General features: G+C 33.9%; 13 protein-coding genes. All 13 read left to right on the top strand.

What is annotated here, in order from left to right:
* Positions 1 to 188: 188 nt before the first annotated feature.
* Positions 189 to 1,046, top strand: coding sequence for an ATP phosphoribosyltransferase (gene hisG, locus O6P34_RS11225; RefSeq protein WP_269684599.1), 858 nt, complete (start codon positions 189 to 191; stop codon positions 1,044 to 1,046).
* 63 nt (positions 1,047 to 1,109) lie between these two features.
* Positions 1,110 to 2,402, top strand: a complete 1,293-nt coding sequence (gene hisD, locus O6P34_RS11220; RefSeq protein ID WP_269684598.1) for a histidinol dehydrogenase — start codon at positions 1,110 to 1,112, stop codon at positions 2,400 to 2,402.
* Positions 2,392 to 3,441 (top strand): histidinol-phosphate transaminase, encoded by a 1,050-nt coding sequence (gene hisC, locus O6P34_RS11215; RefSeq protein WP_269684597.1) that lies wholly within the window; start codon positions 2,392 to 2,394, stop codon positions 3,439 to 3,441. The genes hisD and hisC overlap by 11 nt, the downstream gene beginning before the upstream one ends.
* Before the next feature lie 12 nt (positions 3,442 to 3,453).
* Positions 3,454 to 4,590 carry a bifunctional histidinol-phosphatase/imidazoleglycerol-phosphate dehydratase HisB gene (gene hisB, locus O6P34_RS11210; protein ID WP_269684596.1) on the top strand — a complete coding sequence of 379 codons (1,137 nt, stop codon included), beginning with the start codon at positions 3,454 to 3,456 and terminating at the stop codon, positions 4,588 to 4,590.
* A gap of 80 nt (positions 4,591 to 4,670) precedes the next feature.
* The gene (gene hisH / locus O6P34_RS11205) at positions 4,671 to 5,252 is read left to right on the top strand and encodes an imidazole glycerol phosphate synthase subunit HisH (protein ID WP_269684595.1); all 582 of its coding nucleotides are present in this window, start codon (positions 4,671 to 4,673) and stop codon (positions 5,250 to 5,252) included.
* 46 nt (positions 5,253 to 5,298) lie between these two features.
* Positions 5,299 to 6,030 carry a 1-(5-phosphoribosyl)-5-[(5-phosphoribosylamino)methylideneamino]imidazole-4-carboxamide isomerase gene (gene hisA / locus O6P34_RS11200; protein ID WP_269684594.1) on the top strand — a complete coding sequence of 244 codons (732 nt, stop codon included), beginning with the start codon at positions 5,299 to 5,301 and terminating at the stop codon, positions 6,028 to 6,030.
* A 9-nt stretch (positions 6,031 to 6,039) separates the two neighbouring features.
* Positions 6,040 to 6,399: a four helix bundle protein gene (locus O6P34_RS11195; protein WP_269684593.1), complete on the top strand. Its 360-nt coding sequence runs from the start codon at positions 6,040 to 6,042 to the stop codon at positions 6,397 to 6,399.
* Positions 6,400 to 6,432: 33 nt separating this feature from the next.
* Positions 6,433 to 7,188: an imidazole glycerol phosphate synthase subunit HisF gene (gene hisF, locus O6P34_RS11190; protein ID WP_269684592.1), complete on the top strand. Its 756-nt coding sequence runs from the start codon at positions 6,433 to 6,435 to the stop codon at positions 7,186 to 7,188.
* 83 nt (positions 7,189 to 7,271) lie between these two features.
* Complete coding sequence (gene hisIE / locus O6P34_RS11185; RefSeq protein ID WP_269684591.1) at positions 7,272 to 7,871, top strand: bifunctional phosphoribosyl-AMP cyclohydrolase/phosphoribosyl-ATP diphosphatase HisIE; 600 nt, start codon at positions 7,272 to 7,274, stop codon at positions 7,869 to 7,871.
* A gap of 123 nt (positions 7,872 to 7,994) precedes the next feature.
* Entirely contained in the window at positions 7,995 to 9,119 is a 1,125-nt protein-coding gene (locus tag O6P34_RS11180) for an alpha/beta hydrolase (RefSeq protein WP_269684590.1), read from the top strand.
* 51 nt (positions 9,120 to 9,170) lie between these two features.
* Positions 9,171 to 10,604 (top strand): leucyl aminopeptidase family protein, encoded by a 1,434-nt coding sequence (locus O6P34_RS11175; protein WP_269684589.1) that lies wholly within the window; start codon positions 9,171 to 9,173, stop codon positions 10,602 to 10,604.
* 3 nt (positions 10,605 to 10,607) lie between these two features.
* The gene (locus O6P34_RS11170; protein WP_269684588.1) at positions 10,608 to 11,822 is read left to right on the top strand and encodes an ATP-grasp domain-containing protein; all 1,215 of its coding nucleotides are present in this window, start codon (positions 10,608 to 10,610) and stop codon (positions 11,820 to 11,822) included.
* A gap of 45 nt (positions 11,823 to 11,867) precedes the next feature.
* Positions 11,868 to 13,523, top strand: coding sequence for a M1 family metallopeptidase (locus O6P34_RS11165; protein ID WP_269684587.1), 1,656 nt, complete (start codon positions 11,868 to 11,870; stop codon positions 13,521 to 13,523).
* The last annotated feature ends 20 nt before the right edge of the window (positions 13,524 to 13,543 follow it).

Raw genomic sequence — 13,543 nt, 5'->3', positions numbered from 1 at the left:
AATTAAAAATTATGTTATCAATTCAATTGCATCATCATCATTCTCATTATTGCTCTCAAGCGATGTGTTAATGGTATGCATGTAAATCATCATATTTTAAAACCCGTTTGAGTATATCAAGCGGGTTTTTTATTTCCTATCCGTTGTACTCAAGCACAATAATAGTAAATCAAAAAAAATCAAAAAAAATGAGTACTTTAAAAATTGCAATTCAAAAATCAGGACGTTTAAACGAAGACAGCATTCAAATCTTAAAAGATTGTGGCATTTCTATTAACAACGGAAACGACCAACTCAAAGCAGAAGCCACTAATTTCCCATTAGAAGTGTTGTATCTTAGAAACTCCGATATTCCACAATATTTAATTGACGGAGTTGTAGATATCGCCATTGTTGGAGATAATCTTTTGGTTGAAAAAGGGAAAAATATCATTGTTGCTCAAAAATTAGGCTTCTCAAAATGTAAAGTTTCAGTTGCTGTTCCAAAAACGTTCAAATACAATTCCATCAAAGATTTAGACGGAATGCGAATTGCAACATCTTATCCCAATACCGTTAATGAATACTTTAATTCATTTGGATTATCAGTAGACATTCACCAAATTTCAGGCTCTGTAGAAATCGCGCCAAATATTGGTTTAGCAGATGCAATCGTTGATATCGTTTCCAGCGGAAGTACTTTATTCAAAAACAATCTTAAAGAAGTTGAAGTCATTTTTAAAAGTGAAGCTGTTTTAGCGGTCTCACCAAAAGTGACTCCGGAAATTCAAAAAATAATCGATATTCTTCAGTTTAGAATCGAATCCGTATTGAGAGCCAGAAAATCAGAATACATTTTGATGAACGTTCCTAATGACAAAATTGAAGCGGTTGGAAAAATATTACCCGTATTAAAAAGCCTTACCGTTTTACCATTGGCTCAGCCAGGTTGGAGTAGCGTACACTCCGTAATTGATAAAGATACTTTTTGGGACGTAATCAGCCAATTGAAAGAAGCCGGAGCCGAAGGAATTTTGGTTTGCCCAATTGAAAAATTGGTTCTTTAAACGGAATAAACCAAAAAAACTTTCTATACAATTCATGCAAACTTTGCGGTTAAAAATATAAAAATGAATAAAATCTACAACCCAAAACCTGAAACTTGGTCTTCTATTTTAGAAAGACCAACCAAAACTGTTGATGATATTGAAGCAACAGTAAAAGAAATTTTCAAGGAAATACAAAAAAAAGGGGATATTGCTGTTGCAAAATATACGTCGCTTTTTGACGGTGCTGCATTAGATACAATTCAAGTTACCAAAGCCGAAATAGAACTAGCAGTCGCAACAGTTCCTTCGGAATTAAAAAAAGCCATTCAACTGGCGAAATCTAACATAAAAAAATTCCATTCTGCTCAAAAAACCGATAGAGTTTCTGTTGAAACAATTGAAGGCGTGAATTGCTGGCAAGAAAAAAGACCAATTCAAAAAATAGGTTTATACATTCCCGGAGGAACCGCCCCTTTATTTTCTACAGTACTAATGCTGGCTGTTCCCGCAGAAATTGCAGGTTGTAATGAAGTCGTATTGTGTTCTCCTCCCGATAAAAACGGAAATATAAACCCAGCTATTTTATATGCGGCTAATTTATGTGGTGTAACCAAAATTCTAAAAGTAGGCGGAATACAAGCCATTGCAGGAATGACTTTTGGAACCGAATCAATTTCTAAAGTGTATAAAATTTTTGGACCTGGAAATCAATTTGTTACTGTAGCTAAACAATTAGCCACCCAATTTGGAGTTGCTATCGATATGCCTGCAGGACCTTCCGAATTGTTGATAGTTGCTGATAATACAGCAGTTCCGGCATTCGTAGCTTCCGATTTGCTTTCGCAAGCAGAACACGGAGCAGACAGTCAAGTGATTTTAGTTTCCACTTCAAAAAAATTAATAGATGCTGTTGAAAAAGAAGTTCAAATTCAACTGGATGTATTACCAAGAAAAGCCATTGCCGAGAAAGCGATTGCAAATTCTAAATTGATTTATGTTGAAAATGACACCATTGCATTAGAATTAATCAACGAATACGGTCCAGAACACTTCATTATTTGTTCAGAATTTGATGATTTTTACAGTAATGGAATTCATAATGCCGGTTCTGTCTTTATTGGAAATTACACCCCGGAAAGCGCTGGTGATTATGCCTCTGGAACGAATCATACCTTACCAACAAACGGTTATGCTAAAAATTATAGCGGTGTAAATTTGGACAGTTTTACCAAAACCATGACTTTTCAGAAAATTTCTGCAAAGGGAATTCAAAATATTGGAAAAGCCATCGAAATTATGGCAGAAGCAGAAGGATTACAAGCACACAAAAATGCAGTTACATTACGTTTAAAAGCGATTGAAAATGAAAAATAATTTTGATATAAATACTTTTGTCCGTGAAAACGTAAAGTCAATGAAGCCTTATTCTTCGGCTCGTGATGAGTTCGAGGATTTTGATACCGCAGATATGATTTTTTTGGATGCTAATGAAAACCCTTTTGAAAACGGGGTAAACAGGTATCCAGATCCACAACAAAGCAGTGTGAAAGTTGTTTTGGCCAAACAAAAAAAGGTTAAAACAAATCAAATTTTATTAGGAAACGGAAGCGATGAAGTTTTGGATTTATTATTCCGTGCTTTTTGTGAACCAAAAGTGGACAATGTAATTACTCTACCACCAACCTACGGAATGTACGGTGTTTTAGCCAATATCAATGCTGTTGAAAACAAAGAAATTTTACTTTCAACTGATTTTCAGCCACAGATTGAAAAAATCATGAACGCTGTTGATGAGAATACCAAAATCATCTTTTTATGTTCTCCAAATAATCCAACCGGAAATTCATTTTCGGATGAAAACGTTGCTTATTTGTTGAAAAACTTCAATGGTTTAGTGGTTATAGATGAAGCATATATTGACTTTTCTCAAAAAGAAAGTTGGGTTAACAAGTTAGATGAATATCCAAATTTAATTATCACGCAAACCCTTTCAAAAGCTTACGGTTTAGCAGGAATCCGTTTGGGAATTTGCTATGCATCTGCTGAAGTAATTTCGGTTTTAAATAAAATTAAGCCGCCATACAACGTAAACGAATTAACGCAACAAAGAGCTATTTTTAGACTTGGAAATGAAGCTAAAATAAATTCGGAAATAGAATCTATTATAGCACAAAGAACTGATTTACTTAAAGTGTTGCTTAATGTTAAATTTGTTGAGAAAATCTATCCGACAGAAGCTAATTTCATCTTGATAAAAGTGGATGACGCGAATAAAAGATACGATGAACTAATCGCAAAAGGAATCGTAATTCGTAACAGAACGACCCAACCTTTATGTGAGAACACCTTGCGTTTAACTATTGGAACGGAAGTAGAAAATAAAAAATTGATAGAAGCTTTGTCTTCTTTATAAACGTTTTAAAAAATGAAAAAAATACTTTTTATAGATCGTGACGGAACAATGGTTTTGGAACCGAATGATTATCAATTAGACAGTTTTGAAAAATTGGAATTTTATCCAAAAGCCTTTCAATATCTTGGAAAAATTGCCGCTGAATTGGATTTTGAGTTGGTAATGGTGACCAATCAAGATGGTTTAGGAACGGATTCTCATCCCGAAATTAACTTTTGGCCAGTTCATAATTTAGTGATGAAAGCATTTGAAAATGAAGGAGTCGTTTTTAGTGATGTTTTTATCGACAAAACATTTCCTCACGAAAATGTACCAACTCGTAAGCCTGGAACAGCTATGTTGACTAAATACATCAATAATCCAGCATACGATTTAGAAAATTCATTCGTAATTGGAGACAGAATAACTGACGTAGAATTAGCGAAAAACCTAGGTTCAAAAGCTATTTTTATCAACACTGACGAAGAGTTGGGAAGTGATGAAATATCCTCTAAAAGACACGAATTAGAAGATATTATTGCTTTGCAAACTACAGAATGGAAAACGATTTATGAGTTTTTGAAATTAGAGGAACGTTCCGCTTCCATAGAAAGAAAAACAAATGAAACCGATATTTATATTAAACTAAACCTTGACGGAACTGGGAAAAGTAAAATTGAAACTGGGATTGCTTTTTTTGACCACATGTTAGATCAAATCGCACGTCACGGACAAATGGACTTGGAAATCACCGTAAAAGGAGATTTAGAAGTCGATGAACACCACACTATTGAAGATACAGCTATTGCGCTTGGAGAAGTTTTTGCCAAAGCATTAGGAAACAAATTAGGAATAGAAAGATACGGTTTTTGTTTGCCAATGGATGATTGTTTATCACAAGTAGCCATTGATTTTGGAGGGAGAAACTGGTTGGTTTGGAAAACTGAATTCAAACGTGAAATGGTGGGTAAGATGCCGACAGAAATGTTTTATCATTTCTTCAAATCATTCTCGGATGGAGCAAAAGCTAATATCAACATTAAAGCCGAAGGCACTAACGAACATCACAAAATCGAAGCTATTTTCAAGGCTTTCGCCAAAGCGATAAAAGTGGCCGTAAAACGTGATACTGAAAAAATGATTTTACCAAGCACGAAAGGAATGCTTTAATAAGTTGAAAGACGAAATTCTAAAAGTACTTCGGTATTGACTTTAAGAGTTTTTACTTTACAACTTTAAGACTAATATAAATGAAAATTGTTATCATAAATTACGGAGCAGGAAACATTCAAAGCATCATGTTTGCCATCGAAAGACTAGGTTTTCATGCGGTTTTGAGTAACAATCCAGACGAAATAAAAGCAGCTGATAAAGTCATCTTTCCTGGAGTGGGAGAGGCAAGTTATGCCATGAAAATGTTGCAGGAAAGCGGTTTGGATACCTTGATTCCAACATTAAAACAACCCGTTTTTGGAATTTGTTTAGGAATGCAATTGATGTGTAATTCTTCCGAAGAAGGGGATACGAAAGGATTGGGAATTTTTGATGTGGATGTGGTGAAATTTTCATCGAAAGTAAAAGTGCCACAAATGGGCTGGAACAATATTTACAATCTAAAATCGGATTTGTTCAAAGGAATTTCCGAGAACGAATACATGTATTTGGTTCACAGTTTTTACGCTCCAATTTGTGCTGAAACTATTGCGACAACCAATTACGAGTTGGAATATTCATCGGCTTTAGAAAATGATAATTTCTATGGAACTCAATTTCACCCCGAAAAAAGTGGAGATATAGGAGAACAAATTCTTGGGAATTTTTTAAAATTATAAATTAAGTTGAAGACTTTTGACTTTCAAACATTAAGACTAAATAGGAATGAGAATAATACCTGCAATAGATATCATAGAAGGTAAATGTGTTCGCTTATCGAAAGGCGATTACAATACCAAAATCATATACAACGAAAATCCGCTGGAAGTGGCAAAATCATTCGAAGCACACGGAATCGAATATTTACATTTAGTAGATTTAGACGGAGCAAAATCCAGCAAAATTGTCAATTATAAAATATTGGAACAAATTGCCACACAAACCAAATTGAAAATTGATTTTGGAGGTGGATTAAAAGCAGATTCTGATTTGAAAATTGCTTTTGAATCTGGAGCAAACCAAATAACAGGAGGAAGTATTGCCGTAAAAAATAGAGCGATTTTCGAAAAATGGATTGCAGAATACGGTGCGGATAAAATTATTTTGGGAGCAGATGCTAATAATGAAAAAGTAGCTGTTTCGGGTTGGTTAGAAGATTCAAATGAAGATTTAGTGCCATTTATACAAGATTATCAAAACAAAGGAATTCAGTACGTAATTTGCACTGATATTGCCAAAGACGGAATGCTTGAAGGACCAAGTTTCGATTTATACGCTAAGATTTTGGCGGAAGCCAAAAGTATAAAATTGATTGCTTCAGGAGGAATTTCTACTTTTGATGAATTGCCTAAACTTGCTGAATTAGGTTGCGAAGGGACTATAATTGGTAAAGCAATTTACGAAGGAAGAATTTCGTTGAAACAACTGGAAAACTATATTTTAAGTATAAAGTCATAAGTTTTAAGTATGAGTTCAGATGTAATAAAAATTAAAAGTTTTTCTTTTGCCATTAGAATTGTTAATTTATATAAAACTTTAAATACCAGAAGTGAGTATGTAATGAGTAAACAAATTTTGCGTTCTGGAACTTCTATCGGTGCAAACATTAGAGAAGCAAAAAATGCGGAAAGTAAAGCTGATTTTATTCATAAGATGGGAATTTCTCAAAAAGAAGCAGATGAAACTTTATATTGGCTAGAATTGTTACAAGCGACAAATTATATTTCAAATGAAGAATTTTTAAGTTTAAATAATGATGGAATAGAAGTCTTAAAATTAATAAAAAGCATAATTATTACTTCTAAAAATAATATCAAAAAAACTTAATAATTCATCCTTACAATTTAATACTTAATTTAGATGTTAACAAAAAGAATAATTCCTTGCCTCGACATAAAAAACGGAAGAACCGTAAAAGGGGTTAATTTTGTGGACTTGCGAGATGCAGGTGATCCCGTAGAATTAGCCAAAATTTATTCGGATGAAGGAGCGGATGAATTGGTTTTTCTTGATATTTCTGCAACGGAAGAACGAAGAAGAACCTTGATTGATTTAGTTCGCAAAGTGGCGGAAACCATCAATATTCCATTTACTGTTGGTGGAGGAATTTCAGCAGTTGAAGATGTGGAAGTATTGTTACAAAATGGAGCGGATAAAGTTTCTATTAATTCCTCGGCGGTAAAAAATCCGCAGTTAATTAATGATTTGGCACAAAAATTTGGTAGCCAATGTGTAGTTGTAGCTATTGATGCCAAGCAAATTGATGGTGAATGGATCGTACATCTTGTAGGAGGAAAAGTACCTACAGAATTGCGATTATTTGACTGGGCAAAAGAAGTTGAAGAACGCGGTGCAGGAGAGATCCTTTTTACATCAATGAATCATGATGGAACAAAGAATGGATTTGCTAATGAAGCTTTGGCAACACTTTCTGAATTGGTGAATATTCCCATAATTGCTTCTGGTGGCGCAGGAAATATGCAACATTTTGTGGATACTTTTGTGGAAGGAAAAGCTGATGCAGCATTGGCGGCAAGCGTATTTCATTTTAAGGAAATTGAAATAAAAACATTGAAAAAAGAACTTAAAAACAACAATATAGAAGTACGTATTTAAGTAATAAGTCGGAATTATTAAGTTTGAATTGCTCAATACTTACGACTTTATGCTTACGACTTAACACTTAATACTTAGAAAAAATGAACATAGATTTTTCAAAAAGCGCACATGGATTAATTCCTGCAATCATTCAAGATAACGAAACAAAATCTGTTTTGATGTTAGGGTACATGAATGCCGAAGCTTATCAAAAAACAATTGATACTCAAAAAGTAACTTTTTACAGCCGTTCTAAACAAAGACTTTGGACAAAAGGCGAAGAAAGCGGTAATTTTTTGAATTTGGTTTCCATCAAAAATGACTGTGATGATGATACCTTATTAATTCAAGTGAATCCCGTGGGGCCAACCTGTCACAACGGAACGGATACGTGTTGGGCTGAAGAAAACAAGTCTGATTATGGCTTTATTTCTCATTTAGAAAGCACAATAAAAGTTCGTAGAGAAAATGCTGATTCTGAGAAAAGCTATGTTGCTTCTTTGTTCGAAAAAGGAATTAATAAAATAGCTCAAAAAGTAGGAGAGGAAGCGGTAGAAGTGGTTATTGAAGCCAAAGATGATAATGATGATTTATTTTTGAGTGAAAGTGCTGATTTACTTTTTCATTATCTAATATTATTACAAGCCAAAGGATTTCAACTAGAAGACGTTGTGAATGTTTTAAAAAGCCGTCAGAAATAGAAATTTCTTTTAAATAATTTTCATTTAAAAAACCCAATAGTATCCTAATTTACTATTGGGTTTCTTTTTTTTCCAATGCCAAAGGAGTATATTTACTACTTATTATAAAATATAATTTCCCTAATGCAAGCGAATATTTCAGAAAGTAACTCTTTTAAAACACAAACAGAAACGGGGCTATATATTATTTTAACCACCGATGAAGACGACATGCGTCCGGTATATATCTCCGGAAATTTCAACAATTGGAAAACGCAGGATAATGATTTTATGATGGAACAAATTGGAATTAATTCCTATCATTTTAAATTTCCTCTTGGTTTTGATTATCCCGAAACATTATTGTACAAGTTTACCAAAGGCGATTGGAGCGAAGTGGAAATCGACCCAAACGGAAATCGTACTGAAAACCGTTCAACCAAATTGCATACTGGAATTCAAAAAGAACATGTAGCGAGATGGCGAAAAAACTGGTTGCCTTTCAAGCAATCCTATTTACCAAAAGTGCAATTAATTTCAGATGAATTTGAGATTCCACAACTGAATAAAACGAGAAAAATATGGGCCTTACTACCGCATGATTACGACAAAACAGAAGAACGTTATCCTGTAATGTATTTACAAGATGCTCAAAACTTGTTTAATGAAAAAGCCGCATTTGGTAACTGGGAAATCGACAAGAAACTAGCCGTAATGTCCGAATACAAAATTGGAAACATTATCATTATAGCCATTGAACATGCCGAAGAAGATAGAGTAAAAGAATATAATGTAGGTAAAACAGTACTAGGAAAAGGACAGGGTAAAAAATACATTCGTTTTGTTACCGATACATTAAAACCATTTGTTGACGCTAATTTTAGAACCAAAACAGAACGAGAACACACAGGAATAGGAGGAAGCTCTATGGGCGGATTAGTTAGTATTTTTAGCGGATTGAAGAATCCCGAAGTATACGGAAAACTGATGATTTTTTCGCCATCGCTTTGGGTAGTTCCTGAACTTAAAATTAATCCAAAAAAAGCCTTTTCAGCGGATACAAAAATCTATTTGTATGCAGGAGGAAACGAAAGTGAAACCATGATTGAGCATACTCATGCATTTTACGAAAAGTTGGTTACAACTGAATTTGTTAAAGACAAAACCAAAATCAATTTAAGCATCAACAGGCACGGAACGCATAGCGAAACCTATTGGAGCGATGAATTTCCCAAAGCAATTGAATGGTTGTTTTTTCAATCAAAATAATACTTTATACTCTTTTTGTAACGCATTTAATTATCCATTAAATAAAGAAAAATGACAACAAGTACCCTTCAAAACCTAGATAATTTTTCAGGAACTATTATAATTCCCGTTTTTGAAACCTATGAAAAAAGTATTATTCCAATCACTTTTGACGGATTAGAAATTCCGGCGAAAGTTTTTTTTGGAAAGAAAGACACGCACTATCTTGCCGAACAAAACAACTCTATTTATTTGTTTGTCGGATTGGGAAAAACCATTGATTATAAATCATTGAAAACCGTTTTTCGAAGTATTTCTGCTAAACAAAAAGAAAAATTAAGTACAAACGTTGCTTTAGTTTTAGCTGAAAATCTAAACGAGAATCAAGTGGAAGCGATGCTTTCCGGATTATTTTTAGGCACCTATGATTTGGGGCATTTCAAATTAGATAAAAAAACACATCCTTTTTTAGAACCAGATTTTAATTTGAAATTATTCTCCGAAAAGGATTTTTTGGCTGCAGCCAAAAAAGGAATCAAAATAGCCAAAGCCCAACTCGAAACCTATAATTTAGTTGATTTACCTCCAAATATTGTCAACCCGAAATACTTGGCCAAATGGGCTCAGGATAAAGGAAAAAAATATGGATTTGAGGTCGAAGTTCTTAATTTTGAAGCAGCCAAAATAGCAAAATTAGGCGCTTTTTTAGCGGTAGGAAAAGGCAGTGAAAACGAACCACAATTTGTTATCATGACCTACACACCAAAAGAAAATATAACCAATCTCAAACATATTGGTCTGGTGGGCAAAGGAATTACTTTTGATACCGGCGGTTTGAATATAAAAACAGCCGGAATGCTTCATATGAAATGTGATATGGCCGGAGGAGCAGCTGTATTTGGAGCGATGCAACTAATTGCGGATTTACAATTGCCTGTAAAAGTAACTGCAATTGTTCCTTGTGCCGAAAATTCAGTAGATGCTAAATCCTTCCTGCCAAGCGATGTGATTCATAGTTACAGCGGGCATTCCATTGAAATTATCGACACTGATGCTGAAGGAAGATTAATCTTAGCTGACGGACTTTCTTATCTAATTACAAATTACAAACCAGAATATATCGTTGATATTGCTACGCTTACCGGAAGTAGCGTAGGAACATTTGGTTATGAATGTGGAGCTTTGTTTACCAATAATGAAGAAATCTCAAAAAAATTACAGCTATCAGGTGACGCCATTGGAGAACGTTTGTGGCCGTTACCACTTTGGGATGCCTACAAATCCGATATTGAAAGTGATATTGCCGATGTTAAAAATTACAGCGGAAAACCAGTTGCAGGAGCCATTAGCGCGGCTAAATTTTTAGAATATTTTACACAAGAACATAAAGCTTGGGCACATCTTGATATTGCAGGTGTCGCTTTTGGAGATGATGAATTTGCAAAAAGTAAACATGCAACGGCGTATGGAGTACATTTATTAACTAAATTCATTGAAAATTTATAGTCTATGGAAAATCCCAAAACTTTTATCTGTATTTCAAATTATTTCAAAGGCGCCGATTTTTTAATTCATTTAAAAAATTTAGGAAACAAAGTCTATTTAGTAACCAGCGAAAAACTGAGGAATTCCCCTTGGCCAAAAGAACATATTGATGAAATTTTTTATATGGAAGGCCAAGATATAGAATGGAATTTAGAGCATTTATTATTGGGAGTGGGTAACTTAATGAAATCTACTAAAATAGACGCAATAGTCGCTCTTGATGATTATGATGTAGAAAAAGCAACCTATCTTAGAGAGAATCTTCGAATTGACGGAATGGGGCAAACCACAGGACGTTATTTTAGGGACAAACTCGCTATGCGCATGAGAGCAAAAAGTTGTGGCATTTCAATTCCTGCTTTTTGTTCTTTATTTAATGATCATGACATCAATACTTTTGCAGATACAATTCCAGCTCCTTGGGTTTTAAAACCGCGTTCCGAAGCTTCTGCAAATGGAATTATAAAAGTATACGATAAAGAAAGTTTATGGATTCACATCAACGAAATGGGGAACAATCGATTCAAATATCTATTGGAACAATTCAAACCCGGTGATGTTTACCATTGTGACAGTTTGATTTTAGACCGTAAAATTTTGTTCAGTCTGACTTCAAAATATTTAGCAACGCCAATGGAAATTTCTCAAGGTGGTGGCGTATTCCGTTCGGCTACTATTCCATATGATTCAGAAGATGACAAAGCTATAAAAGCTGTTAATGAACAAGTTTTGAAGGGTTTTGGATTAAAACACGGCGCAGCACATACTGAATTTATAAAATGCAAAGAAGACGGAAAAATCTACTTTCTGGAAACGTCATCAAGAGTCGGTGGAGCGCATATAGCCGAAATGGTAGCGGAAGCTTCAAATATAAATTTATGGAAAGAGTGGGCAGCAATTGAAGATTCTTTGGTAAAAGAAACCAAATATACTCTACCAAAAATAAAAAAAGAATATGCCGGAATTGTATTGACTTTGTCTAAATTTCAACATCCTGATTTATCCTCTTTTTCAGATCCAGAAGTTTGCTTTAGAGTCCCCCTGGATTATCATGCTGGATTAATTGTTAAATCCAACAAACAGGAAAGAGTTTTAGAACTTTTAAATACTTATGCAGATAGATTCGGAAATGATTTTACTGCGATTGTAGCACAAAATAAAGTTTCTAATTTGCATTAAAAATCTTAATTCACAGAAATCTAATTTTTAAATTTTTTTAAATAAATGAAAAAACATTTTTTTATACTTTGTATCGCATTTGCATCCATAACTTCAATAAATGCTCAAGGTTTACTTTCAAAATCAAATGTGGTATTTACAAGACAAGACAGTCTCCGCGGAAGCATCACCAAAGAACGAGCATGGTGGGATGTAAAATATTATCATTTAAATATAAAAGTAAATCCATCAGACAGCACAATTACAGGTTCTAATACTATTCGCTATAAAGTAATTAACGAATACAATCGAATGCAAATTGACTTACAAAATCCGATGGAAATTGATAAAGTAATTCAGGATGGAGTAGCATTAAAATATACAAGAGAAGGAAATGCTTTTTTCATCGAATTAATTGCTTCTCAAAAAGTTGGATTGACAAAAGAACTAACTGTATTTTATGGAGGCAAACCTAAAATTGCTGTAAACCCGCCATGGGATGGAGGTATCACCTGGAAAAAAGACACTAATGGCAAATCGTTTATCGCTTCTTCCTGTCAAGGATTGGGCGCAAGCGTTTGGTGGCCCAACAAAGATCACATGTATGATGAAGTAGATAATATGCTCATTAGTGTGAATGTCCCTAAAAATTTAACCGATGTTTCTAATGGTCGTTTACAAAGTGTAAAACAACAAAAAGACGGAACTAAAACCTACAATTGGTATGTGTCTAATCCTATAAATAATTACGGTGTAAATATAAATATTGGGGATTATGTCACTTTTTCAGAAAAATTCAAAGGAGAAAAAGGCGATTTAGATTGTACGTATTATGTTTTGAGAGATAATTTAACGAAAGCCAAAAAACATTTTCAAGATGTTCCCAGAATGCTAAAAGCTTTCGAACATTGGTTTGGACCTTATCCTTTTTATGAAGATAGTTACAAATTAGTAGAAACTCCATATTTAGGAATGGAACATCAAAGTTCTGTAACTTATGGAAATAAATTTCAAAACGGTTATTTAGGACGTGATTTAAGCGGTACCGGATGGGGATTGAAATTTGATTTCATTATTATTCACGAATCAGGACACGAATGGTTTGCCAATAATATTACCTATAAAGACATCGCTGATATGTGGATTCATGAGAGTTTTACCAACTATTCTGAAAGTCTTTTTGTAGAATATTTTTATGGCAAAGATGCCGGAGCCGAATATGTCAGAGGAACTAGAAAAGGAATTAAAAATGATAATCCAATCATTGGAAATTACGATGTAAACAATGAGGGTTCTGGCGATATGTATCCAAAAGGAGGGAATATGTTGCACACTTTACGTCAAATTGTGAATGATGATGAAAAATGGAGAGGTATTTTAAGAGGACTAAACAGTACTTTTTATCATCAAACAGTAACTACAAAACAAATTGAAGACTATCTGAGTCAACAAGTTGGCATCGATTTAAATTCGTTTTTTAATCAGTATTTAAGAGATATCCGAATTCCTACTTTAGAATATTTTTTCAAAGAAGGAAAACTTGGATATCGTTGGACCAACTGCGTTTCTGGATTTAACATGCCTGTAAAAATAACTTTGGATGGAACAGAAAAATTACTAAATCCTACAACAGAATGGAATCGTATTGAAGCTAAAATGGAGACTCCAAAACTGGAAATCGACAAGGATTTTTACGTTGCTAGTTTTAATATAACAGAGTAAAAATAAAATGAAAGGGTATA

The organism is Flavobacterium lacustre (assembly GCF_027474525.2).
In the GTDB taxonomy this organism is placed as follows: Bacteria; Bacteroidota; Bacteroidia; order Flavobacteriales; family Flavobacteriaceae; genus Flavobacterium; species Flavobacterium lacustre.
This window is presented reverse-complemented; position numbering and strand designations above follow the sequence as displayed.